The sequence below is a fragment of the Chitinophaga sp. Cy-1792 genome (genome assembly GCF_011752935.1).
Lineage (GTDB): Bacteria > Bacteroidota > Bacteroidia > Chitinophagales > Chitinophagaceae > Chitinophaga.
This window is the reverse complement of the sequence record NZ_VWWO01000003.1, coordinates 783,155-809,685: the sequence shown is the minus strand read 5'-3', so window position 1 is coordinate 809,685 and position 26,531 is coordinate 783,155. Positions and strand designations below refer to the sequence as shown.

The window sequence follows — 26,531 nt, the reverse complement described above, 5'->3', positions numbered from 1 at the left end:
TGATAGCACGTTTCCGTGCTGGCACTATGAATATTCACGCGTAATTAAACCATCTTTCTGTATGCATGTACCACAACTAATTATTGACCTGGCCTTGATATTAGGCGCCGCTGGGATTATCACCTTGCTATTCCGGCGGCTAAAACAACCTATGGTGCTGGGTTATATAATTGCGGGCTTCATTGTGAGTCCTAATTTTAAATTATTTCCTTCAATAGGTGACGCCACCGGGATCAAAGTATGGTCCGAAATCGGTGTGATATTTCTCCTGTTTTCCCTCGGCCTCGAATTTAGTTTCAAGAAATTAATGCGGGTAGGAGGCACCGCAGCCATCACGGCATTCACAGAAATAGCCTGTATCACCGTCGCCGGTTTCTTCGTAGGCCAATGGATGGGATGGTCTTTCATGGATAGTATTTTTCTCGGTGGTCTCCTTGCCAGCTCTTCTACCACCATTATTATCCGGGCTTTCGAAGAACTGGGTATCAAAAAGAAGCCATTTACAAAAATAGTTTTCGGCGTACTCGTCATAGAAGATATCGTTGTCATCCTCATGATGGTACTCCTCTCTACCATGGCCGTCAGCAAACAGTTCCAGGGTACCGAAATGATACTCACCGTACTGAAACTGCTGTTCTTCCTCGCGCTGTGGTTCCTGGCAGGCATCTTCCTGCTGCCTACCTTTCTTAAGAAAATGGAAAAATATATCAACGGTGAAACACTGTTGGTCATCAGTATAGCACTGTGTTTCGGCATGGTAATCCTCGCTACCAAAGTAGGGTTCTCCGCCGAACTGGGCGCTTTTATCATGGGCTCCATCATTGCAGAAACTACCTCCTCCGAAAAAGTAGAACACCTCATTCAACCGGTAAAAGATCTCTTCGGCGCCATTTTCTTCGTATCCGTAGGTATGCTGATCAACCCGGAAATGATCATCGAATACAAATGGCCGGTATTGTGGATTACGCTGCTCACCATCGTCGGAAAATGCTTCAGTACCACATTGGGAGCTATCTTGTCCGGTCAGCCTTTAAAACAGGCCATACAGGTAGGTATGAGTATGGCGCAGGTAGGTGAGTTCGCCTTCATCATCGCCACACTGGGTATGACCCTCGGCGTTACCAGCGACTTCCTCTTCCCCGTAGCAGTAGGTACTTCCGCCATTACCACCTTTACCACACCATACATGATCAAATTCTCCCTGCCATTCTATAACTGGCTGGAGAAAGTATTACCGAAAAAATGGATAGAAGGCCTCAACCGCTATTCCGCCAGCTCCCAAACCCTGCAGGGCGAAAGCGACTGGAAAAAGGTACTACGTTCATACGTTCGCGTTATCATCCTCAACGCCGTGGTGATGCTGGCCATCATCCTGCTTTGTAAATACTACGTAGGCCCCTTCCTGATGAAACATATCGCCAATCCGTTCTGGGCAAATGTAGCCACCGTCGTATTGGGAATGGTTGCGATGGCGCCGTTCATATGGGCCATGGTCGTGCAACGTATACAAAGCATTGCCTATAAATCGCTCTGGCTCGACTCCAAATACAACCGCGGACCGCTGGTGGTAGCGGAGTTGATGCGAAGCATCGTAGCCGTATTGCTGGTAGGTTTCTTTATGAACCAGTTCTTCCCGCTCCTGCCTTCCCTGGTAGCCACTATCCTGGCCATGCTGGTAGTGCTGGTGATGGTAAGAAGTCAGCTCCAGAAATTCTATAACCGCATAGAAAGCCGCTTCCTCACCAACCTCAATGCCCGTGAAACCGCCGCTGAAGCAGAGAAAGCCAAGCAACTGGTTACCCTTCCATGGGACGCACAGGTATCTGAGATCGATATAGACCCATGGTCTTCCCTGGTAGATATTCCCCTGGAACAATTGCAGTTAAGGGAGAAATACGGCATCAATATCGGTGCGATACGCCGCGGTGATATCACCATCTTCACGCCTTCCAGAACAGAAAAACTGTTCCCTTACGATAAGATCACGGTGATTGGTAATGAAAGCCAGTTGGAAGAATTTAACAAAATGGCCAGCGCGAGTGTCAACCAGGACAAAACCAACGAAGCTGCCGGCAATGGTGAAAATATTGCGCTGGTAAGTATTGTGGTAGATGAAAATAATGGACTGACAGGCAAAACCCTGCGCAATTCCGGTATCAGGGAACATACACAGGCCCTGGTAGTAGGTATTGCCAGAGGAGGGGAGAAAATGCTCAATCCCTCCTCTGATACCGTTTTCCAATGGGAAGATGTGGTTTGGCTCGTGGGCGACCGTAAACGCATCCAGGAATTTCGTGGATAGCCGCTTAAGAGCGCTTCAGAAATTCTCTCAACACATACTGTAAGATGCCGCCGTTGGTATAGTACGCTATTTCTATAGCACTATCCAGGCGGCATCTTACGTTAAAGGAAATGTTGTTACCTTCAGCCGGAACCGCTGTTACATTCAGTAATTTTCCCTGTTCCAGGTTATCTGCTATACCTGTAATGGTGAAGGCTTCGGTGCCGGAAAGTCCGAGCAGCGCTGCATTCTGTCCATTGATATATTCCAGTGGCAATACACCCATCCCTACCAGGTTGCTACGGTGAATACGCTCGTAACTCTCTGCTATCACTGCTTTCACACCCAGCAGATTGGTGCCCTTCGCCGCCCAGTCGCGGCTCGATCCGCTGCCATATTCCTTTCCGGCCAGTATGATCAGCGGCACTTTCTGGGTCGCATACTGCACGGAAGCGTCGTATACCGACATCACCATGCCCGAAGGAATAACGGTCGTAAATCCGCCTTCTTTTGGCGATAAATCGTTTTTGATACGCACATTGGCAAAAGTACCACGGATCATTACTTCATGGTTGCCCCTGCGGGAGCCATAGGAATTGAATAGGCGCGGATCTATGCCATGGTCTATCAGGTATTTACCTGCGGGAGAATCTGCCTTAAAAGAGCCGGCAGGCGAAATATGATCGGTGGTTACGGAATCGCCCAGCTTCAGCAGCACCCGGGCATTTACAATATCCTGTACCGGCGCCGGCGTATCAGGTAAATGGTCGAAGAAAGGTGCTTCGCGTATATACGTCGACGTTTTACTCCAGTGGTAATCCTGTCCGGTAGGCGCCAGCAAGCCTTTCCACTGATCGTCGCCATCGAAGATAACACCATAGGCCTCTGCGAAATCAGACTGCTTCATCGCCTTCTCCACCATATCGTTGATTTCCTGCTGGGTAGGCCAGATGTCGCGCAGGTACACCGGTTCTCCGTTAGGATCGTAGCTCAGCGGCTCTGTCAGCAGGTCTACATCGATGCGGCCTGCCAAAGCATAGGCCACCACCAGCATCGGCGACGCCAGGAAGTTCATCTTCACCTGCGGATGTACCCTCGCCTCGAAATTACGGTTGCCGGACAATGCAGAAGAAACAACCAGGTTCCCCTTTTCCACGGCTTCTGCTATATGCGGCGGCAGCGGACCACTGTTACCAATACACGAAGTACAACCATAACCTACCGTATGGAAGCGCAATGCCTCCAGATCGGTGAGCAAACCGCTACGCTTCAGGTATTCGGTAACTACCCTGGAACCTGGCGCCAGACTGGTTTTCACCCACGGCTTCACTTCCAGGCCACGACTCACTGCCTTGGCAGCCACCAACCCCGCTCCTATCATCACGCTGGGGTTGGAAGTGTTGGTACAGCTGGTAATAGCTGCAATCACCACCGCACCATCACTCAGCACATATTCCTGGTTTTTCAGTTTGATACGTACGGACTGCAAACTATCTTTCTCTACTTCAATTTCTTCTGTAGGCTTTTGAATTTCGTAGGTAAATGTAGTACCGGAGCCACCTTCAGAGAGCCAGGCTGTATCACGGCGCTTGCCTTCAGGCGTGTACATACGCTGAAACTCCTTACCCAGCAGCTCTTCAAAACGCTGGTGTACTTCCCGCACAGGAATACGGTCCTGCGGACGCTTAGGCCCTGCCACGGCTGATTCTACACGGGAAAGATCCAACTCAACAATATCTGAATACTCGATATTTTCATCTCCCTTACGCCACAGCAGATTGGATTTACAGTAATCTTCCACCCGCTTGATAACGTCTTCCGGCCTGTTGGTACGGCGCATATAGCGGAGCGTCTGATCATCGATCGGGAAATAGGTTACGGTACAGCCAAATTCCGGCGACATATTAGAAATCGTTGCACGGTCCGGCACACTAAGATGATCCAGGCCATCCCCGAATACTTCCACGAATTTGTTGACCACGCCGTATTTACGCAGTAATTCCGTGATGGCAAGCACCATATCTGTAGCCGTTACCCCTTCAGACAACTGGCCGGTGAGTTTGAGCCCCACCACCTGCGGGCATGTAAAATAAATCGGCTGGCCCAGGATGGCTGCTTCCGCCTCAATACCACCTACACCCCATCCGATTACGCCGATGCCGTTTACCATAGGTGTATGTGAGTCGGTTCCTACCAGCGAATCCGGGAAGATCCATCCGTCGCGCTCAATGACGCCATGGGCGAGGTATTCCAGGTTTACCTGGTGACAAATACCCATTCCCGGCGGCACTACGGTGAAGTTATTGAATGCCTGCTGCGCCCATTTCAGCAGCTGGTACCGCTCCTGGTTACGCTCATATTCGTAAGCAACATTTTTCGTGTAGGCATAGTCGGTACCAAAGAAGTCGACCTGTACGGAGTGGTCCACGACCAGGTCAACAGGAATGAGTGGGTTGATTTTGCTGCCATCTTTTCCGCGGCGGATGACTTCCGCACGGATAGACGCGATGTCCACCACCGCAGGAACGCCGGTGAAGTCCTGCATCAGTACACGTGCAGGCTTAAACGGAATTTCCTTATCAACAGGTTCAGGGGTCCAGTTGACAAGGGTGTCCAGGTGTTCGTCGGTGATAGCAAATTTGTCGTGGTTGCGGATCACGTTTTCCAGGAGGATGCGAATGGAAAACGGCAACCGGGAGATTTTTTTTCCTGCTTTTTCCAGGTCTGTCAATGAGGCGATACGTGATTGCATTAGTAAAGATTTTGACCTTACTAATCAACCCCCGAGCCAACTATATTGTTCGCGGAGAAATTCTGTAGGCACAGCGGCGGGCGCCGGAGATAATATGATCAATACGAGTCACTTTTGCCTCTTTTGCCAATACTTGTCTGAAAGATTCCAGTTCGGCCTTACAGAATCCCTGGCAGGTAGTAGCTGCTGCACAAACGGGACAATGGTTCTCAATCAGCAGATAACCTTCCTCATCTTTGGTGTATTCGGCCATATAACCCTCGTTGTCCCTGATTTCCGCCAATCCTTTTACCTTTTCTTCCAAAGTATGGTACTGACTTAATTCGTGGTTATATTTACGTATGCTGTTTTTTTGTTGTGAGATGATCACCGCGTCCAGTGCTGCCTCACCGAGGGTGTCGCGGATAGACTGGATCAGGCGGACGGTCAGGTCGGCATGCGTATCCGGGAAACGGGCTTCGCCTTTTTCAGTGAGCGACCAGATCTGCTGCGGGCGGCCACGGCCCTTGGCCACGGTACTGGCTTTCACCAGGCCTTCCGCCGCCAGCTTCTGTAGCTGAAAACGCGCCCCTTCCGTGGTTACAGACAATGATGCAGCCAGTGTGGTCAACGGCAAAGGCCCCTTCGTCTTTAATATCCACACCGCCTGCTCATTCTCCGGCAGATTATTTTTCATAATAAACAAAGTATTTATTTGGTTTATTCACAAAACTACTAACTTTGTTCCACTTTAAAAATTTAATACTGGCATCATGAAAGTATTATTATTCAACGGATCGTTAGAGAAGAAACCGACGAGCACGTCCTATGCCATCATCAACTACCTGCAGGAGCAGCTGCATAAGAAAGGCGCTACCACCACGGTTTTCAACCTGGCTGAAGCGGACATCCCCTTCTTTGATACGGCCGCACTACAGCAGATCCCGGAATCTGCCAGAGAAATGACAAAAATATTCCGTGAAGCGGACCTCCATATATGGCTGACACCTCTTTACCATGGCAGCATGACGGGCGCCATGAAAAACTGTCTCGACTGGATCGAGATCAGTTCCAAAGAACCGGTAGCCTATCTCACCAACAAAGTGGTAGGGATGGTATGCTGGGCAGAAGGCGGACACGCCCTCCAGGGTATCAATACCATGGAAGCCGTAGCAAAAGCATTGAGAGCATGGGTATTACCTTATTCTGTTCCGGTCGTGCGCGGGCATCTTTATAATACCGCCGACTATAGCATTTCAAAGGAATACCAGCAAAAGTTTGACTTACTCGTAAATCTGTTAACAGACGTAAAGTTCCAGTTCGCCTGATAAAGACTGCTAACCGGAATTCAGTAGTAGTAGCGGCATCGGGCGCCGCTATTGCTACATTACGTTAACCCTTTCCCCAAAAGATATTGTTATACCCTATGCCGGCATAGTTAAACTCTATAGCTCAACCGGTCATACTTCCTTAATCATCGGTAAATTTGTTTAGATCAAAAATCAGCACAAATGAAGAAGATTAAGCTCGGCATATTGGACCAATCAATCATTGCGAGAGACTGCAATGCAAAAGAAGCCATCAACAGAACGACAGAAATGGTAAAGCTGGCAGACCAGCTCGGGTACACACGCTTCTGGGTATCTGAACACCATAACTTTGCTAAAATTGCCGGCAGCACCCCGGAAGTATTACTGGCACACCTCGCAGGTGAAGCACAACGCATCCGCGTAGGCTCCGGTGGCATCATGCTGCCTAACCACAGCGCCCTCAAAGTGGCAGAGAATTTCCGTATGCTGGAAACGCTCTTCCCTGGCCGTATAGACCTCGGCATTGGCCGTGCACCCGGCGGCGACCGTGAAACGGCCGCCCTGCTCAATCCCTCCAACACTTTCAGCGACAGGGATTTCATGCAGCAACTACTGGATTTACGCAGCTGGCTGACCGACCACAAGGAAAGTGGCTCCCCGCACGAAAATATCATTGCCATCCCGCAGGCAGAAACAGTTCCAGAAATATGGATACTCAGCTCCAGCGGTGGCAGTGGCCAGTTTGCAGCGCACCTCGGGATGGCGCTCTCCTTCGCACATTTCATTAACCCGAATGGCGGCGCAGAAGCTATCCAGCAATATAAACAACACTTCAAACCTTCTGAACTTCAACCTGCACCACAGGTCAACGTCAGCATATTCGGCTTCTGCTCGGAAGATCAGGCCGTAATAGACAGATGGCTGACAGAAATGGACTTCCGCATGTTGTTTATAGAATCAGGATCCAAAGGCAGGTACCCGACATACGAGGAGATCACACAATATGAATACTCTCCGCAGCACATCGCCCGTATTAAATATAACCGTCAGCGTATGATCTATGGCACGCCTGAAGAAATGAAGGCTAAAATAGAAGCACTGGCCGCTAACTATGATACAGATGAAATCATTCTTTCTACTTTCTTCGATGATTTCGAAGCCACAAAAAAATCTGTTGAACTGGTAGCCAGTCTGTTCTGAGTAAAATGATATGCAGACTGCAAAATCTCCGGCAAAAAGGAATTTTTTCTGCCTAATTTTGCAGTCTGATTACCAAACCGCAGGATGCTAATAGATTTACAGCAAGAGACCAATGCCAGGCAATACCGGATCGCTACTTCCGTATTCTTCTTTATATCAGGGTTAGGATATTCATCCTGGGCATCCAGGATTTCCTCCATGCAAACGCAGCTGCACCTCAATGATGCACAGCTGGGTCTGGTGCTGCTGGCTATGCCGGTAGGACTCATGCTGACGATGCCCATCACCGGTAAATTGCTGGGGGCTTTCAGCAGCCGCAAGATCATGATATTCGGCGCGCTCTTCTTCAATACTGTATTGAGTTTCCCTGGCTTTACGCAGTCGCTCTGGCAGCTCATGCTGGTGATGTTCTGCTTCGGTTCCGCCAGGAACCTGCTAAACCTCAGTATGAACGCGCAATCGGTGCAGGTACAGAAACTTTACAATCAACCTATCATCACTACCTTTCACGGGATCTGGAGCATTGCAGGCGCCACCGGCGCAGGTTTGGGCTCACTGATGATCAAATATAACATCGCTCCCAGCTGGCACCTCTTTGGCGTCAGCCTACTGCTGCTACTCTTTACATTCCTCTATTATCCGAAAACATATCCCGATACACCCGTAGTAAGCCTGGAGAAGAAACCGGCATTTTCTCTCCCCGACAAATCCCTGCTCAAATTTTCTTTCATCTGCTTCGCCTGCATGGCCACAGAAAATATCATGTACGACTGGAGCGCCATTTTCTACGAGCGCGTAGTACACGGTACGCCTTCACAGGGAGTTATCGCCTTTTGGATTTATATGACCGCCATGACTACCGCCCGCCTGTTGGGCGACCGTGTGGTTACTAAGCTGGGCATCAAAAATATTCTACGGTACAGCGGCGGCCTCATTTTCAGCGGTTCTATGCTGGCTATCCTGCTCCCCCACCCGGTTACAGCCATCATCGGCTTTATCTTCAACGGATTTGGTGTAGCCTGCGTGGTACCACTCGTATTTAGCCTGGCAGGAAAATCCAAAAACACCAATTCCGGCCAGACAATTGCGGCTATTTCCACCATTGGTTACCTGGGCTTCCTGATGGCCCCACCATTGGTAGGTTTCATAGCACAGGCATCCAGTCTGCGTATCTCCTTCGCAATCATTACCTTGTGTGGCCTGGTAATTATGTGGATGGTAGGTAAGATCCAGGAAGATTAAGCATTCACAAGACTTTCAAAAAAAATACGATTCTTTAACATTTCTAGCTACGGAAAAATTCACTTTGTATTGCAAAGTGACGTAAATTTGTTATACGTGACCCAAAAAATTGCCAATCTATGGACAAACAAAAAATCCGTAACGCTTATAAATTATACCTGCTGGAAAACGGCAAAGCGCCTGTTTCTGTATACCTGTTGTGCAAAACGATAGATATGCCTGAAAGTGACTTCTATGGCTTTTATAGCTCACTGGAGGCAGTAGAAAGGGATATCTGGCTGGGTGTTTTTGAAGACACCGTTGCACAGCTGAAGGCGGATGAAACCTATCATCAGTATAATGCCCAGGAGAAGCTACTCTCCTTTTATTTTCTGTGGGTAGCCAAGCTGAGAGAAGACCGTAGTTATTTTCTCTTACAGAAAGATATTTTTCATGTTCCGCTGATATACAGGAACAAACTTTCTACGTTCAAGGCTGCATTCTATGATTTTATCAGTGAGCTGGTAAAAGAAGGATATGTATCTACCGAAATAAAAGAAAGGAAATTTATCTCTGAACATTATGTACACGGGTTCTGGGTGCAGGCCATGTTTGTATTAAAGTACTGGTTAGATGATTCCAGCGCAGATTTCGAACTGACGGATGCTGCCATTGAAAAGGCCGTGAACCTGAGTTTCCAGATAATAGGTTCCAACACACTCGATAGTATTCTCGATTTCGGGAAATTTATTTTCATGAAGAAGTAAGTGATGAAAGAACAGCAAAATATACCCACCGGCAAAGTAGAGCGGGCCGGGAAGTTTGTTACCACAGGCCTTAAAGTAGGCACCAACTATATAAAACATTATACCCGCAAGTTGATGGATCCATCTGTCAGCAAAGAAACCTTGCACCAGGATAATGCCGCTGATATTTATGATACGCTGAGTAACCTGAAAGGCAGCGCGCTGAAAGTAGCGCAGATGCTGAGTATGGACAGAGGTATGCTTCCAAAAGCTTATTCTGATAAGTTTGCTATGTCTCAATACAGTGCGCCGCCGCTTTCCGGGCCACTGGTAGTAAATACCTTCGTGAAAACGCTGGGCAAAACACCTGCTCAGCTGTATGATAAATTTGATTTACATGCCTCCAATGCCGCTTCTATCGGGCAGGTACATAAAGCCGAGAAAGATGGTAAACAGCTGGCCGTCAAAATACAGTACCCAGGCGTTGCCAGCAGTGTTAAATCTGACCTTCGCATCGTAAAACCCTTTGCCATCCGCATTGTCGGCATGAAAGAAGTGGATATGGACAAATACTTTGCGGAAATAGAAAGCAAGCTGCTGGAAGAAACCGACTATAAGCTGGAATTACAGCGCTCCATCGATCTTTCCGCCGCCTGTGCGCATATACCAGGGCTGCTCTTCCCGAAATATTACCCGGAGCTCTCTTCTGACCGTATCATTACCATGGACTGGCTCAATGGCCTGCACCTGAAAGAATTCCTGGAAACAAATCCCACGCAGGAAATCCGTAATAAAATCGGCCAGGCCCTGTGGGACTTCTATCAATTCCAGGTACATAAGCTGCGCCAGGTGCACGCAGATCCGCACCCGGGCAACTTCCTGATGCAGCCCGACGGATCAGTAGGCATCTTCGACTTCGGTTGCGTAAAGGTGATACCGGAAGATTTTTATACCAATTATTTCCTGCTGGTAGATAAAGAAGTATTGAAAGATACTGCCCGCAGACAGGAGATTTATATTAACCTGGAGATGATCCACCCGACAGATACACCTAAAGAGGTAGCCTTCTTCTCGGAGTTGTTCCAGCATATGATAGACCTCATGACCTTACCGTTTACGCGGGAAACGTTTGATTTCGGTGATGAAGCCTATTTCAACGAGATCTATGCCTACATGGACGAGCTGTACAATATGAAAGAAGTCCGGGATTCAAAAGTAGCCAGAGGCTCCAGCCATTCTTTATATATCAACAGAACATATTTCGGGCTATATTCTATACTCAGTGATCTGAAAGCCAATATTGTCACTGGTCAGGAGAGAATTCAGCGCCTGGTGAACGGGGAACAGCCATAATAAGTGTTCGTCGTAGATTTTCTGGTATTTGTCGCAAACGTTCCTGTATGGTACGAATAATATATAATTTGCGACCATGAAACAAGGATGGTATCAGAATAAATGGGTTATCAGGGCGCTGCATGTGTTCGCATGGATATTATTGTATTCATTGCCATACCTGCTCAAACCCTCCATGAGTGAGCACGACAAGGACCCTAATCACCATGCCTGGACGATATTCGGATATGTATATGAGCTGGCATTGATTGCGTTCTTTTACCTGAATGCCTGGGTATATATTCCTTCTTTTGTATATAAAAAACGTTACCTGGAATACGGCGCCTCCATCCTGACAGTATTGTTGGCGCTTTACAGCATCCGATATACCTTTGAGGTAGTATTTCTGCCAGAACACACGATAGACGTAAAGCCTGCCATCTTTTTTACTTTTATCACGGCATTTTTTATTTTAAGTACCAGTACTGCTTTTCAGATGATCAAAGATCGTTTGAAGGAAGACAGGCTGGCATCTGAGCAGGTAAATGAGAACCTGCAGACGGAGCTGTCGTTCCTGCGTTCGCAGGTGAGTCCGCACTTCATGTTCAACGTACTGAATAACATGGTGGCGCTGGCCCGCAAAAAATCGGATGCACTGGAGCCTTCGCTGATAAAGTTATCCTCCCTGATGCGTTATATGCTGTACGAAACAGATGAGCAAAAGGTGCCACTGGCAAAGGAAACGGAGTACCTGCAAAGCTACATCGACTTACAGCAGCAGCGTTTCGGGAAGAATGTAACCATTACCGTTAACACGGACGTTCCGGAAACCGGTTATGAGATTGAACCCATGCTGCTGATACCGTTTGTGGAGAACGCCTTTAAGCACGGAACGGGCCTTATCATGGAAGCAAAAATTGATATCAACCTGGAAATCAGGGATAAGTACCTGTTTTTCACGGTAAAAAATAAATACAACGATATACCGATGGAGATAAAAGACAAGACCAGTGGCATAGGCTTGTCTAATGTAAGCCGCCGGCTGAACCTGTTATATAACCAGCACTACAAACTGGACATCCGCAAGCAGGATGGCTGGTTTTGTGTTTTATTACAATTAAATCTGCATTAATGCTGAAATGTATTGCCGTTGATGATGAGCCATTAGCCCTGGATTTACTGGAAGATAATATTACCAAGGTGCCGTACCTGCAGCTGGTAGCCAAATGCAACAATGCATTTGAGGCTATTGAAGTATTGCAGCAACAGCATGTGGACCTTATTTTCCTGGACATACAGATGCCCGGACTTACCGGGCTGCAATTTTTGCAGTCTATGGCCAACAAGCCCATGGTGATACTCATTACCGCCTATGAAAAATATGCGCTGGAAGGCTTCAACCTGGATGTAACGGACTACCTGGTGAAACCTGTGCCGCTGGAACGTTTCATCAAGGCATGTAATAAGGCACACGAATTATATCAGCTAAAAACTGTTACCAGGGCTATTATTGAGCCTGAGTTTATATTTGTTAATGTAGATTATAGTTTGTTTAAAGTTGTTTTTGATGATATTATCTGGGTGGAAGGATTAAAGGATTATGTGCGGATACACCTCAAGAGCAGCAATAAACCTGTTATCACACGTATGTCTATTAAGTCGATGGAAGAGCAATTGCCCGGCCGCCGGTTTATGCGGATACATAAATCATATATAGTAGCGGTGGCTTGCATTACCGCCATTCGCAAAAACAGTGTATTCCTGGATACGCTGGAATTGCCTGTGGGAGACACTTACAGGGATTCGTTACAGGCGTTGACGGGGAAGAATGGGTTTTGATTTTTTCTCTCGTCTCTACTCAGTAGTGACAAAAATATTAAGTACACACAGAGGGCCTTCGGCCCTTTTTCTTTTTTAAAACATATCACAACAAACCCCAATTTCGTAGCAAATTTTCGTACACTCGTCGCATTTACTTTTATCTGAAAATTATCTGAGATACATTTGCGTACTCATAATTTTTACTATGCAAAGAATTTTATTGTTAGTAACCATGTTAATGTTAGCGCTTGGCGTGCAGGCTCAACCACCTGCCGGAGCTCCCCGTGGTGGCGGGATGCCAGGTGGCATGACCGGACATTTATATGGTAAGGTAATTGATGCCGACGGAAAACCTGTTCCTTATGTATCTGTGATCATTTTACAACCAAAGCTTGATTCAGTAACCAAAAAAATGAAGGATGTGCTCCTGAAAGGTGCACTGACAAAAGCAAACGGAGAGTTTAGCCTGGATGATATCCCTATGCGTCCAAAGCTTAAAATGAAGATCAGTGGTACCGGTTACAAAGCTGTGGAGCGTCCTGTAACATTCCCCCCATTCGATAAAGACCTTGGAAACATTAAACTGGAAACAGATGTTGCCCAGTTACAAGGCGTAACCGTTGCCGGCACTAAACCGCTGATGCAACTGGATGTCGATAAGAAAGTTTTTAACGTTGAAAAAAATCTGACCAGCGCGGGCGGTACCGCCGTAGACGTAATGAAAAATGTTCCTTCTGTGAATGTTGACATCGACGGAAACGTGACAGTACGCAATTCCAGCCCTCAACTCTATATTGATGGCCGCCCAACAACCCTCACACTTGATCAGATCCCTGCTGATGCTATCGAAAGCGTGGAAGTAATCACCAACCCTTCTGCCAAATACGACGCCTCTGGCGGTAACGCAGGTATCCTGAACCTCGTGCTGAAGAAAAACCGTAAAACCGGCTATAATGGTAACCTCCGCGCAGGTGTGGATAAACGTGGTGCCCTCAATGGTGGCGCCGACTTCAACCTTCGTCAGGGTAAATTTAATGTAAGCGCCAGCGCTATGGGCTCACAAAACAAGAGCGTAAGCACCGGCTTTACAGACAGAAATAATTTTGGTGATGAAACACCTTCCTTCATCCATCAGGATAACTACAACAAAACAAAAGGTGGTTTCCTCTTTGGTAAACTGGGTGTGGATTACTTCATGACCAACCGTACCACTGTTTCCGTTGCCGGAATAAAAGTACACGGCGCCATGAAACCTAACGAGGTAATTGGCATCAATACAGACAGCCTCTTCAAAACAGGCACTATCAGCAACTTTAGCCAACGTAACTCAGATTCAAAATTCAATTTCAATGCCAACGGGCTGGTATTGGGAATGAAGCATCTGTTTCCTAAAGAAGGCAAAGAGCTGACTGTAGATGTCAATTATTTCGGAGGTTCTTCCACCAACAATGCTAACTATACCACCAACTACTATACCGGTAAAGATATTACCGGCACAGAAGCACAACGCATCGATGGTGGTGGTAAAATCAGCTTCCTGACTGCCCAGACCGACTTCGTAGACCCGCTGACCAAAACCATGAAACTGGAAACAGGTCTGCGCTGGTCAAGAAGAACGACAGACAGTCATACCAACAACTTCATGTACGACGCCACTACCGGTGAATACATCCCGTTACCTGCAGCCAGCATTAACTACAGAAACAATGATAACGTATATGCTGCCTACGCCAGCATTTCCGATAACATTGGCAAATTCGGCTACAAGGTAGGTGTACGTATGGAAAGCAGTAACTACGACGGTACCATCAAAAATACAGGACAGAAATTCAGCAATAACTACCCTGCCAGTCTGTTCCCTTCCCTGTTCCTCACCCAGAAACTCAACAACAGTCAGGAGTTACAGGCGAGCTACACCCGTCGTATCAACAGACCTAACTTCTTCCAGCTGATTCCTTATACGGATTCTACCGACAGGTTGAATATCACCAAAGGTAATCCCGGACTGGTACCGGAGTTCACACAGTCTGTTGAGCTCTCTTACCTGAAAACCTTCAAAGGTAACAGCACGTTCATGGCTACACTTTATTATAAGTATACCAACAACCTGATTACCCGTTATATTCAGAAAGAGTTCAATCCGGTTACCAACGACAGTCTGCTGATCAACACCTACATCAATGCCAACAACAGCTATTCTGCAGGTGCCGAGCTGACTGCTACTACCAGTATTACAAAATGGTGGAATCTCGCTGCCAACGTGAATATCTACAATTCCAAAATCAACACGAATGCTGTAGGCGCAAGCCAGGATGCATTATGGAGCTGGTTCGGAAAACTGAATAACAACGTTAAGCTGCCATGGGCGCTGGAATTACAACTTTCTGGTACCTACCAGTCCAAAACCAACCTGCCTGTCAATAAAGACCAGCGCCAGGACGGACCGCCAATGCAGCAGTCTATGAATGCCTCTCAGGGTTATATCAAAGCCTTCTATGGTGTAGATGCAGCGCTGAAGAAAAGCTTCCTGAAAAACAATGCAGCTTCCATTACCCTTGCTGTCAACGATATTTTCAGAAGCAGGTATTCAGACCAATATTCTATGAGTCCTTACTTCAATCAGTTGTACAGTCGCCTGAGAGACCCTCAGATGTTCCGTGCCACTTTCGCTTACCGTTTTGGAAAGATGGATGTTTCCCTCTTCAAACGTAAGAACATGGCTGCCGGTATGCAAGGCATGTCTGAAGTAATGCAATAACAAGGAAATACACAGTACTTATAGTTAAGGCCGTCTCTACTTTTAGAGATGGCCTTTTTAATGACAGTCTGTCTTCTTAAACGCATAGCGCTGCGCTACCACCCGCAGGGCGGAACCCCAAAGTCGATACCTTCGGTATCGACTTAAAATACGCTGCGATCTACAACGGGAATAGCTCCCGTAACAACAAATTATCTACATTCAATACTTTTTCTATATAAAATAATTTTATATTATGTTATATTTGCATGTCAAAAGGAATACACCTGCATCCCTATACTGCGCGAGCAACTAAACTGCCGGGCCTGATACTGTGTCAATACCAGTTTCCTGGGGGATGTTTTGTGGTAGTTCCTACCGGCAAACAAACATCGCAGTATGCAATTCAACAGAATACTAAGCACATTCACCATCAGCATTGCACTCGTTTTCGCGGGCAGTCGCTGTGCACAGGCACAGAGCCTTGGCAACTCCAACGCTGTCACTGACCCGCTGGGAATCCAATACTTCCTGAATCCCTATATGGCTAATCCCTCCTTCGCCGGACTGGATAGCGGCTTGCACGTAAACCTCGCCTACCGGAAACAATGGACGGATATGCCCGGAAGTCCACAAACCCGCCTGCTCACCGCAGACGGTAATTTGGGGCATCGGGTAGGCGCTGGTTTGCAAGTATACAATGATGTAGCTGGCCTGTTGAATAATACCAGGGTGGCGCTGACATATGCCTATCATCTGCCGCTGGGCGCTCATGCACAGCAACTTCATTTTGGGCTGTCTGCCGTTTTTTACGGTAAACACCTGAATACCAAAGACATTAACGGCGACATGAATGACCCTGCGCTTACTTCCTATAACCGTCGGGATAACTATTTCGAAGCCGACTACGGTATGGCCTATACGGACGAGCACCTGACTGTTCAGGCCTCCATCCCGAACGTATTTAGTTTTGCCACGGATAAAAACGGGAGTCGTACTACCGGTACGGAGAAGTTCCTGGTAGGGTTGGGGTATAAATTTATGCAGGGAGAACAGATCACCTATGTGGAACCCAAAGCCTATTACAGGAATATTTATGGAGGCGAGTCTATTTTCGATGCAGGCGTAAAGGTAGGGTTACTGCAAAACTGGGCAGACGTTACCGGCATCTATCATAGTAGCGGTAATTTCACTATGGGTGCGGGTGTTTCCTGGAATAAGCTGTTGAATCTGCAATTCCTGTATACCACACAAACTGCCGGCCTGCGGACCTATGCCCAGGGAACAATGGAAGTCAACCTGCGTGTGAATTTTCTGAATTGATATCTTATTTATACGCTTATGTAAGCTGATTTTCAGCGGCGTAACAAACCTGCAACTGTACACCGGGCAGCGCAATTTTAAGAAATGGCTGCCCGGCATCTTTATATTTTCTGGTAGCGTTTTAATATTTGCCCTTCATGATAGCCACCACATCTTTTACTTCCAGCACCGGCTTTCTGTAACCATGCTGTGTAACAAAAATCATGGCCCTACCGAGCTCTCCCAGCGTACATACGTAGTTACGAAAGAATAATTTCCATAGGGGGTAAAGCCATGATAGCGCGTAATAGAATCTATGGGTATTCTTTGTTCCTTTCATGGGTTGTATGTAGCCAGGCCGGAAATTATAGACAGCTTTAAATGATAACTTCTGCAGATCATTTTCTGTTTTACCTTTGATCCGTGCCCACATTACCCGGCCTTTTTCTGAACTGTCTGTGCCGGCGCCAGAGATATAGCAGAAGGTCATTCCGGGGTTTTCTCCGGCCAGCACCCCTGCCATATACATGGTTAGGTCGTATGTAAGATGATTATATATTTCCTCCTTCATACCTACCGACGATACTCCCAGGCAGAAATAGCAGGCATTATAACCTTGCAGTTGAGGGACGATAGCGGTGAGATCAAAGAAGTTATGATGAAGAATTTCTTTTAGTTTGGGATGCACTACTCCGCAGGCTTTACGGTTGATGACCAGAACAGTATCAACATCCGGGTTTTCCAGGCATTCATGTAGAATTCCTTCGCCCACCATACCAGTACTTCCTGTTATGATCGCATTGATTTTCATAAAAATAACTTGCCGGAAAGATACAGAAAGTAAGTGGAATCATTAAATTTATGTACGCATCATCAGGTAGAAATGACAATTAGCAAGGAACACAGCATCGGTTTGGATGTGCTGTTTAATCATGCCACTATAGGAATGCTTTTGGCCGACGAACAGGAGAGAATAGTACTTGCAAATCCTTATCTCCTGCAACGCTTAGGCTACGAGAAAACGGAAGTTACCGGCAAAAAAATCGACACCTTTCTATTACTGCATGCAGGCTCACAAACCTCGCTGCACGCAGATAACGGAAATAACCCCTTTGTTTATTCGCTGCAGGCGAACAGGCTCGACTATGTCATCTGTAAAGACGGCAGCAGGATTCCCTTTCATGTCAGTACGGGATCCTACTCAAACGAAACAGGCAAATACACGGTCCTGTATCTTACCGATATGCCCTCTTCCAGGTCCTATACCGGAGAGCAGGAAAAGCCCGCTGCATCAACAGAAGAATATGTCAGAAACCTGCTTACAACGATAGACCAGCTCAGGCTGCGTATCCGCGAAGATGAAGCCAAAGACAATGCGTTGCAACGGCTAAACAGCTTCCTCAGCAGTATCTGGAACAATGCAGACGCCATTATCATCGTATTCAGTCCGGAAGGATTTATCCGGTGGTTCAACCCTACCGCCGAAAAGCAGCTGGGATACCGGGCCATCGATGTGATTGAAATCGAGTCTCCCCTGCTTTTTCATGATGCTTCAGAACTTGAAATACGTGCGGCTGAATTCTCCCTGCAGATGCAGCAAACGGTAGACCCCGGGCTGGACACCCTGACGATCAAAGCCAGGCTTAACCTGCCCAATGAATATGAATGGAACTATATCCGCCGTGATGGCAGCAAACTACCGGTATCACTGACTATCTCAGCGATCAGGTCTGCCGCCAGTATTACGGGATATGTTGGGATTGCTATCGATATTTCAGAGAGAAAGAGAGCAGAGGCAGAACTCCGTCAGGCACTGGAAAAAGAGAAAGAACTCAATGAACTTAAATCAAAATTCGTATCATTGGCTTCTCATGAATTCCGGACACCGCTCAGTACGATTCTCTCATCTGTATACCTGATCAGTCAGTACCAGGGAGGTATAGAAGATCAGTATAAAAGAGACAAGCATATACAGCGGATCGTCTCTTCTGTTAATATGTTAACCGATATACTCAATGATTTCCTTTCTGTGGGTAAAATTGAGGAAGGGAAAATTCAGGTTCGTAATAGTACCTTTGAGCCCGGTAAATTAATAGGAACCATCATAAGTGAGATGCAGGGCCTCCAGAAGAATTCACAACAAATTCTCTATGCGCATCACGGAGCGTCCACTGCATATTTAGATCCAACCCTGTTGAAACATATTGTAATGAACCTCGTATCTAATGCGATTAAATTTTCGCCGGAGGGAGGTATCATTGCTGTTCGTAGCGAATGTTTAAATAATTACCTGCAACTGACCGTCAGGGACAAGGGCATTGGCATTGCCGAAGAAGACCGCCAGCATTTATTTGAGCGTTTCTTTCGTGGCAGTAATGCCGGCAATATACAAGGCACCGGACTGGGCCTGCATATCGTAGGACGGTACACCGAAATTATGGGTGGCACCATTACCTGCGACAGCAAACCCGGCGAGGGAGCGGAGTTTAAAGTCATTATACCTTTTCCTGAAAAATAAGCTTATGGAGAAAATTTTGCTGATTGAAGACAACCGGGAAATTCTGGACAATATGGCCGAAATTCTTGGTCTGGCAAATTACCAGGTGTTAACTGCCACTAACGGAAAGGAAGGTGTGGCCATGGCGCTCAAAAACAAGCCTGACCTCATCGTATGCGATATCATGATGCCTGTCCTGGATGGATTTGGCGTACTTCATCTCTTACACAAGAATGAAACCCTGTCGCGTACCCCTTTTATTTTCATTACCGCCAAAACAGACCGTAGTGAGATCCGCAAAGGAATGGAACAAGGTGCGGATGATTATATCACCAAGCCTTTTGAAGGCACAGAACTACTGAATGCAGTAGCATCCAGGCTTCGGCGATGTGCAGAGTTCAGGCAGGAACCAGGGGAAAATACAAGGCAGCTGCTACAGCACCTGAGCATAAATGATTTGCTGGAAACCCTGAAAACGAATCGCCCTACCTCCAGTTACCGGAAAAAACAGCAGATCTATAAAGAAGGGAATCATCCGCAATATCTCTACTATATCCTCCAGGGAAAAATAAAGACCTCCAAACGTAATGAGGAAGGCAAAGAGTTGATTGTGGGATTATATGCAGAAGGGGATTTCTTTGGTTATTCTGCCATGCTGGAGGAAAATGTTTACCAGGAAGATGCAGAGGCAATGGAAGATGCCACGATCATCTCTATTCCGCAGCAGGATTTCGAATTGCTGATCAATCAGCAGCCGCAGGTAATGCGCAAGTTTGTACAGCTGCTGGCCAGAAACACGGCAGAACGCGAACAGCAGCTGATCGGGCTGGCCTATAACTCGCTGCGTAAAAAAGTAGCAGAAGCATTACTCACGCTGGACAAGAAGTTCAATCATACCGGCAACGACTATACGCTGCATGTAAGCAGGGAAAACCTGGCCGCTATGGCGGGCGTAGCGAAAGAGTCCCTGATAAGGACGCTGGGTGACTTCAGGAATGAATCACTGATACAAATGAAAGAAGGTGATATTCTTATTACTGACAGAAGCAAACTGGCAGATATTGCAAACTGATGGACAATATGAAATTAAGGGAAATGATTTTTTTAAACTGTTTCACTGTTTTCAGGACCTGGCATCCAGTGTATTCACACCTGCAAACTTAATAAAATTGGCTCTCAGCGTAAGAAAATCCAATTCTGTTTTATCAATATCGTCCTGCATTCTTTCCAACTTACCAGCAAGTCCCTTTGTTTTGTTTTTAACCCATTGGCGAAGTTCTCCTATCTCATGGCGCAGCAAAAGCAAACCCTCTTCCACGATCAAAAATCTGGACTGATAGCCTTCTGCAGTTTCAACGAATTCATGTGTTGCAGTGGTAGACAACACAGAAGCCAGGAGGCGGATCAACAATGCATTTTCTGCTCTTAAATCTTCCACGATCACCAGCCACGAACAACACATTCTATCCTGCTCCGCCCTTGTATAGATACTTTTCTCCAAATGGTGCATAACTAGTTTAAGTAAACCTGTCTGTTATGTTGCTGTTGCCGCTGATGCCATTGCTGCAACAGAGATATTAACTGATATTGAATAGTGTTATAAGATTGAATACTAACGATCACTTCCTCCACATCTTCCCTGGTACAATTTACCGGCAAACGCTGATAACCGTATGCTTCCAGGTTTTCGCGCAAAAATTTCACGACCTCATTGCCATTGGCAATAAACTGTTTGATCATCCGTGACCATTCAGAATTGTATACTTCATGTGCATGACTGCAGTCCGGACTACGTTTCAGCATAGGCTTCAGGGCTGATTGCTGGCGTAGTAATACTACAGACTGGTAGTTAGACAATTCGCTGTAATAGGTGGTCAGCATCTCTGTAAATTCTGTATAAATGGCAGCTACTACCTGTTCATCTTTTCCAGCTCCTTCAAAGAGATGTTCTACCTGGCGCATCAGTGCGATACCGTTTGGTATGGCTGTCTTTGTGATTTTATCAGATAACTGCTTTGCAAAAAAGCAATGAAAATCAAAAGCGGTGGTGCGCTCATCCAATACCTGCTTAATGCCGGAATTGGATCTGTACTGTTTGTAGATGTAATGTCCCGACTTCTTCAATTGTTTAAACGGAAATAAAAGGAAACCCTCGCAAAAACGTTGCTGAATAGAATTAAGCGTATAATCGGTGTACATATGGTATGTGCTTTAATTGCGATGGTAAAAAGGTCACCGCTGCTAGCAGCGGTGACTGATCCCAGTAAAGACTGTGATCCGCTTAACTTTAGATAGATGTTAACTGTACAGCAAAGCTAAGTCAGCATCCATCAAAAACAAATGATGTTAACACATACATTCGATGATTGTCGTCAGTCAAACTCATGATCACCATCATCACATCGCAACAATCAATATGTATGCGGCGGCTGGTAATTACTGCATCGGAATACCAGGAATTTGCGTACCACACGGCCATTGCGCGTAACAATTACAGGCGGCAACTGTGTGATACTGCTGAAATACGGTTTCAGATCCTCAGTAAATTTCAACTCATCCACATCATCCGTTACGTCAGTAAGCGAGTTAATAAAAATTGCATTCCTGCCTCTTAACTTTTCAAGATCAGTACCTATAAAATCAAATTCCAACGCTCTTCTCCCAAGTATCTCCTGAGAATAAACCATTCTGCCCAGGTAAAAGTTGAGCATCGCACTGGTTTTATAGTCATCTGCCGAAAAAATAAAATCATCAGGATAATTTGACTGGATTACAGCTACCTGTTTTCCAAAATCTGCCCATCCCATCCAGGTGTCGTCAGACTTAACCGGTACGGGATAGCATAATATTTCTACTGCCAGCGCCAGGTGAACAATTAATGATATGATCCACTGAACGCGCAGAAACTTTCTCGTAAGCCAGGGCCCGATCCAGATGATAGCGGTGATATAACCGGGCATCATCCAGTTCAGCTTTACCCAATAAATTGGTGAAATCACCAGAAAACCCAGAAAAACAGGCAAAAAGAAACATAACAACCATAATGTCCTGTCTGACAGCTTCCACCATTTCAGCCCGTATTTTCTCAATAGTTTCCAGAGATAATACAGCAAACCAAAAAACAGCGCCGGCAATAAAATTGCAGACTGGTGTCCTATGACTCCCAAAACATCCAGCCAGTTTAATGCGATGTCATGCGCTCTTTCTGAGGACTGAAATCTGAAGGATGCAAAATCGTTATTCACATTCCAAATAATCACCGGTGAAATTGCTACAATAAATATAATCACCGATAAATAAAACCAGGGCGAAATTAGCCACTTCCGGTGCGGTCTGGACAACAGTAAGAATAAAATTGTTCCGGCGGGAAGAAAAATGGCGGTGTACTTACTATCAAAAGCAGCACCCATAGCCAGTCCTGCCCATATCCACCAAAATGATCTCTTTTCAAAAATGACATTATATAAACATAGCAGCGAAACTGTCCAGCACAACATTAATGGTACATCGGGTGTAGTCACCAGCGATAAAATAGTCACCATCAATGTGGAGTAAATAGCCAGTAAGGCATTCCATGCTTTATGTCTGCTCAGGAATTTTTTAGCAAGATGATAGAAAGCGAAGATTGTCAGAGAAGTGATAACGGTATCAGCCAGCTTGATTACCCAGGCATGGCGTCCGAATACTTCGCCGAAGCCGCGCATAATGAGGGCGATGGCGGGTGGATGATCGAAGTAGGATAATGCAAGATGCTGCCCGTAAAAATAATAGTAGGCATCCTGCGGCATTAGTCCCATCAGTCCAATAAAAGAGAAACGTAGTGCAGCTATTATACAGATGGATAATAATATCCAGCGATCAGTTTTAATATACCCAATCAGGTTAGTAAAGGGCGTCTTCATGCTTACCCGGCAGTATTAAGGTGAGTGTCAGTAGTTCGCAAAGGGGTCAAATTCCGTGCCCTGGCGAAGATAAACTGATAACAACAAATACCGGTTCCTATTGTTGAACAATTTCCTTCTTTCGGGTAGAAATTTGTAGCAACGAATGCACAATAAATGAAAGGAGTGGTAAAATTACCACTCCTTACTTAATTCCAATGTTATCTTTCTTCTGACCACCGCTTTTCCATGCTGAAAAAGTCGATTCTGCCGACGGGCTTGCCCGGGCTGCTTTTAAGTGCAGCGATAAATTTCTCCCATCGTGGGATATATAGTGTTTTCATTAATCCGTTCCATTCCTTGTTGGCATATTCATGCAGGTCGGTATCCGGGTTATCAGGCCCCCACCAGGTGATCTGTGTTTTCGCGTTACGTACCAGCAATGACTTTTCTGCTGGCGTATTACCCATAGCCCTGGCTGCATTCACCCACGTATCCAGTCTGAAATAAGGGCTGCGTCCCAGGAGTTTGTCCTGCTGGTTCATCAGCGAAAGAAACAATGCGGATTGCTTATTAAATGCAGTCTGATCATCATTTTTCCAGGCTGCCATCATATCAGCATACACCTGTTCACCGCGATTACTGATCAGCTGTCTTTCAAAATCCACCGCATCTGTTTGCAGTGTAATATTGGATTTCAGCTTAGCAGCAGCGTTGAGAAACTGTTGCACCGACAAGCTGAAAACAGCGGTATCATAATTTCTTTTCCTGGTACCCCAGGTAGAAACAGACTTATTAACATCCATATCAGGGCGCGCAGTAAAGATCGATTCTGTTGGCCCTTCCTGGTACGCCGCAAAACTGCTGTAGCAGGTTTCCAGCAATCCCTGCCAGGCCGCTTCCAGTTCGCTGTTTTCCACACCATAACGTGCACGTACATACGTTTTTATCCAATCCTTTACCTGTACATGTTCCTGGTGCCAGGGTAATTCCATCATCAGGTCATAGATAACAGGGTTATTGCGGATACCTTCCGGCATGATGCCGGCACCGCGGAATACGCCCTTATATGGACTATTGGCAGCACGGTACACCTCATCAGCAAAGCGTTGCAGCTTTCCGTACAGGCCCATTTTTTCTCCGAAATTGGTCACCGTACACCAGATGAAAGGCGTGCTTTCATAGCCTTTACGTTTCTCCCAGTTAGCGGTATTTTCACCGAAAAGTTCCTGTACCAGCACTTTGGATTTATCGAGGCCCGCCAGCAGCTGCGCGCCAGGATTGGCCTGCCAGCCCTGTAATACCCAGGTAGCCTCCGGAAATGCTTTCAGCATCGATTGCTGAACACCTTTTGCAGCAGCAGGGACATCTACGCCCTGCGCATTGCCACCTTCATGGAAAGGATCACCGGCGAAGAAACGGATATCATTACCATAACTACGTTTCATTTCTTCGTAGTAAATAGCTGCCATACGCTGAAATGCGGTATCCGCCGGCAACAGGTAATCAGGGCGCTGAAAACCACCTGCCCATTTGCCTTGTGGCACCACGCCTGTCAGCTTCATTTTATCTTTGAGCGTAGTAGGTACCATGCCATAAAAACCTTGCATAACAGGGGCTATGCCCAGTTCTTTCATACGGGCCAGGATCTTTTTCTGCAATGCTTCCTGCTGATCGATGATGGATTGTGGCACCGGGCCTCCCCAGCCTTCCAGGTTGCCCATCAGCCACCAGGCAGTGAATCCGGGACCTGCAACAAAGCTCCTTGCTGCTTCAGATGTATAGCCTATCCGTTGCAAAGTGCGCTGCCACACGGCTTCTGTACCCACTGTAGCCAACATGGTATTTACGCCGTTGAGCGACATCCAATCCAGCTCATGCTCCCAGTCGGCCCAGCTGTAAAAGCTCATCGTATAACTGATGGTACAATAATTCAGCGCATATCGTACAGGCATTTCCGTTAGATGCTTTTCTTTTGCAGGAACCGCAGGCAAAGGATTTACAGGGGCAAGATTATCACCCATATGCGACATGGAGCGGTGACAATGGTATTTCAGGTACCAGTTGAGTCCGGCCGCTGCGGCACTGGAAGAAGAGGCATTGATATGGAGCCTGCTACCGATGGTTTGGATTTCAAATACTTCGCGGGAGCTGTCGGCAGGTATCCTGTTTAATACGAGTGACTTTTCCAGCCAGGGTACGCGGCGCTGAGCCAGCGTTTTCACGCCGGGATAATCCTGTGCAGACACACGGGCTGTTACTGCAGACAACAGCAGTATTGCTAATAATCTGTATTTCATTGTTTCACTGTTAGTAGTTGTAAAGATGCTAAAAAACAATTAAAATCATATAACAGGGTATCTGGCAGACATCACCCCAATCACATAAATACAATATTGGGTATACCGGGAGAGGCATTATCTTTGATTGAGTTTTCCCCACCCACCAAAATATTGAATATGAAGGTTTTTGCAACGAGAGTATTACCAACTGAAGGATTGGCACTCATGGAAAGTGCGGGCATTACTGTTACGGAATGGAAAGAGAAAAGAAACCTCTCTTCTGAAGAACTGGCGGACATCTGCCAGGACTATGACGCATTGTATTATGCGGGTGGCAAGCCTGTTACCAGGGATTTCCTGGAGAGATGCAGACATTTGAAGGTCATCAGCCTGATGTCTGCCGGTTATGACAATATTGACATCGCGGCAGCTGCTGAACTGGGCATCCCCGTTACCAATGTACCGGGCGTTCCTGCCAAATCCACTGCAGACATAGCTTTCCTCTTGATGCAAGCTGTAGCCAGGAAAGCATTTTACATGCATAAACGTATTATCAACGGAGAATGGGGATTTTCAGACCCGACCGCGCATCTTGGTACCGACCTGGAAGGCAAAACGCTGGGTGTATGGGGCCTTGGCAACATAGGCACTATTGTAGCAAGGCGCTGCCAGCGAGCCTTCGACATGAAGATCATCTATAATAACAGATCCAGGAACCTGGAGGCGGAAAAAGAACTGGGCGCCACCTACGTTTCTTTTGAGGAATTACTGCAACAGAGTGATGTGCTAACGGTACACACCGCCTTGACAGATGAAACCAAAGGCCGCTTCGATGCGCTGGCATTCAGCAAAATGAAACCTTCGGCCATTTTCATTAATACCGCCCGTGGCGCCATCCACGACGAAGCCGCACTGCTGGCCGCTGTACAGCAAAAAGTTATTTACGGGGCCGGGCTGGATGTCACCAATCCGGAGCCAATGCATTCAGAAAACCCTTTACTGCAGCTACCTACCGTGGCTATATTGCCGCATATCGGCTCTGCTACTGTGGCTACCCGCAATGAAATGGCTAAAACCGCGGCCACAAACATTATAGCAGCCATGAAAAATGAAAAGCTGCCTAATGAGGTAAAGGGCTAAAAAATCTGACAGCGATTGTTTATATTAGGGAACAGATATTGTTCCCTGCC

General features: G+C 46.6%; 20 protein-coding genes. 13 read left to right on the top strand and 7 right to left on the bottom strand.

All coding sequences use genetic code 11. The features are described from left to right. The first annotated feature begins 61 nt into the window (after positions 1 to 61). Positions 62 to 2,302, top strand: coding sequence for a cation:proton antiporter (locus tag F3J22_RS28700; protein ID WP_167021410.1), 2,241 nt, complete (start codon positions 62 to 64; stop codon positions 2,300 to 2,302). A 4-nt stretch (positions 2,303 to 2,306) separates the two neighbouring features. Here the strand turns inward: F3J22_RS28700 and acnA are convergent, their stop codons facing one another. Together acnA and F3J22_RS28690 are read right to left on the bottom strand one after the other, a co-directional pair. Further along, positions 2,307 to 5,033, bottom strand: a complete 2,727-nt coding sequence (gene acnA, locus F3J22_RS28695) for an aconitate hydratase AcnA (protein ID WP_167021409.1) — start codon at positions 5,031 to 5,033, stop codon at positions 2,307 to 2,309. A gap of 40 nt (positions 5,034 to 5,073) precedes the next feature. Next, positions 5,074 to 5,709: a metalloregulator ArsR/SmtB family transcription factor gene (locus F3J22_RS28690; protein WP_167021408.1), complete on the bottom strand. Its 636-nt coding sequence runs from the start codon at positions 5,707 to 5,709 to the stop codon at positions 5,074 to 5,076. A 76-nt stretch (positions 5,710 to 5,785) separates the two neighbouring features. On the opposite strand from F3J22_RS28690, the gene F3J22_RS28685 reads away from it, so the two are divergent. From F3J22_RS28685 to F3J22_RS28645, 9 genes are all read left to right on the top strand, one after another. Continuing rightward, on the top strand, positions 5,786 to 6,340 hold the full coding sequence (locus F3J22_RS28685; protein WP_167021407.1) for an NADPH-dependent FMN reductase: 555 nt from the start codon (positions 5,786 to 5,788) through the stop codon (positions 6,338 to 6,340). Between the two features lie 183 nt (positions 6,341 to 6,523). Continuing rightward, complete coding sequence (locus F3J22_RS28680) at positions 6,524 to 7,522, top strand: LLM class flavin-dependent oxidoreductase (protein WP_167021406.1); 999 nt, start codon at positions 6,524 to 6,526, stop codon at positions 7,520 to 7,522. Positions 7,523 to 7,606: 84 nt separating this feature from the next. Continuing rightward, entirely contained in the window at positions 7,607 to 8,764 is a 1,158-nt protein-coding gene (locus tag F3J22_RS28675) for an MFS transporter (protein ID WP_167021405.1), read from the top strand. A 119-nt stretch (positions 8,765 to 8,883) separates the two neighbouring features. Further along, positions 8,884 to 9,510, top strand: a complete 627-nt coding sequence (locus tag F3J22_RS28670; RefSeq protein WP_167021404.1) for a TetR family transcriptional regulator C-terminal domain-containing protein — start codon at positions 8,884 to 8,886, stop codon at positions 9,508 to 9,510. 3 nt (positions 9,511 to 9,513) lie between these two features. Continuing rightward, complete coding sequence (locus F3J22_RS28665; RefSeq protein ID WP_167021403.1) at positions 9,514 to 10,842, top strand: AarF/ABC1/UbiB kinase family protein; 1,329 nt, start codon at positions 9,514 to 9,516, stop codon at positions 10,840 to 10,842. A 76-nt stretch (positions 10,843 to 10,918) separates the two neighbouring features. Next, a complete protein-coding gene (locus tag F3J22_RS28660) occupies positions 10,919 to 11,953 on the top strand; it encodes a sensor histidine kinase (RefSeq protein ID WP_167021402.1) in 1,035 nt (344 codons plus the stop codon). Next, a complete protein-coding gene (locus F3J22_RS28655; RefSeq protein ID WP_167021401.1) occupies positions 11,953 to 12,660 on the top strand; it encodes a LytTR family DNA-binding domain-containing protein in 708 nt (235 codons plus the stop codon). Before F3J22_RS28660 ends, F3J22_RS28655 begins: the two co-directional genes overlap by 1 nt. A gap of 187 nt (positions 12,661 to 12,847) precedes the next feature. Continuing rightward, positions 12,848 to 15,400: an outer membrane beta-barrel family protein gene (locus F3J22_RS28650; protein WP_167021400.1), complete on the top strand. Its 2,553-nt coding sequence runs from the start codon at positions 12,848 to 12,850 to the stop codon at positions 15,398 to 15,400. A 378-nt stretch (positions 15,401 to 15,778) separates the two neighbouring features. Then, positions 15,779 to 16,702 (top strand): PorP/SprF family type IX secretion system membrane protein, encoded by a 924-nt coding sequence (locus tag F3J22_RS28645; protein ID WP_167021399.1) that lies wholly within the window; start codon positions 15,779 to 15,781, stop codon positions 16,700 to 16,702. Positions 16,703 to 16,823: 121 nt separating this feature from the next. Here the strand turns inward: F3J22_RS28645 and F3J22_RS28640 are convergent, their stop codons facing one another. Continuing rightward, the gene (locus F3J22_RS28640) at positions 16,824 to 17,492 is read right to left on the bottom strand and encodes an epimerase (RefSeq protein WP_167021398.1); all 669 of its coding nucleotides are present in this window, start codon (positions 17,490 to 17,492) and stop codon (positions 16,824 to 16,826) included. Between the two features lie 72 nt (positions 17,493 to 17,564). Here F3J22_RS28640 and F3J22_RS28635 point away from each other — a divergent pair, with 72 nt between their 5' ends. Beyond that, positions 17,565 to 19,199, top strand: coding sequence for an ATP-binding protein (locus F3J22_RS28635; protein WP_167021397.1), 1,635 nt, complete (start codon positions 17,565 to 17,567; stop codon positions 19,197 to 19,199). A gap of 4 nt (positions 19,200 to 19,203) precedes the next feature. Next, complete coding sequence (locus tag F3J22_RS28630; RefSeq protein ID WP_167021396.1) at positions 19,204 to 20,250, top strand: response regulator; 1,047 nt, start codon at positions 19,204 to 19,206, stop codon at positions 20,248 to 20,250. Positions 20,251 to 20,301: 51 nt separating this feature from the next. Here the strand turns inward: F3J22_RS28630 and F3J22_RS28625 are convergent, their stop codons facing one another. From F3J22_RS28625 to F3J22_RS28610, 4 genes are all read right to left on the bottom strand, one after another. Then, complete coding sequence (locus F3J22_RS28625; protein ID WP_167021395.1) at positions 20,302 to 20,688, bottom strand: hypothetical protein; 387 nt, start codon at positions 20,686 to 20,688, stop codon at positions 20,302 to 20,304. A 2-nt stretch (positions 20,689 to 20,690) separates the two neighbouring features. Next, positions 20,691 to 21,377: a hypothetical protein gene (locus F3J22_RS28620; protein WP_167021394.1), complete on the bottom strand. Its 687-nt coding sequence runs from the start codon at positions 21,375 to 21,377 to the stop codon at positions 20,691 to 20,693. 212 nt (positions 21,378 to 21,589) lie between these two features. Further along, on the bottom strand, positions 21,590 to 23,080 hold the full coding sequence (locus F3J22_RS28615) for a glycosyltransferase family 39 protein (protein ID WP_167021393.1): 1,491 nt from the start codon (positions 23,078 to 23,080) through the stop codon (positions 21,590 to 21,592). A gap of 200 nt (positions 23,081 to 23,280) precedes the next feature. Next, on the bottom strand, positions 23,281 to 25,359 hold the full coding sequence (locus F3J22_RS28610) for an alpha-N-acetylglucosaminidase (protein ID WP_167021392.1): 2,079 nt from the start codon (positions 25,357 to 25,359) through the stop codon (positions 23,281 to 23,283). 159 nt (positions 25,360 to 25,518) lie between these two features. Between F3J22_RS28610 and F3J22_RS28605 the strand changes: the two genes are divergently transcribed. After that, the gene (locus tag F3J22_RS28605) at positions 25,519 to 26,481 is read left to right on the top strand and encodes a D-glycerate dehydrogenase (protein WP_167021391.1); all 963 of its coding nucleotides are present in this window, start codon (positions 25,519 to 25,521) and stop codon (positions 26,479 to 26,481) included. Positions 26,482 to 26,531 lie beyond the last annotated feature (50 nt).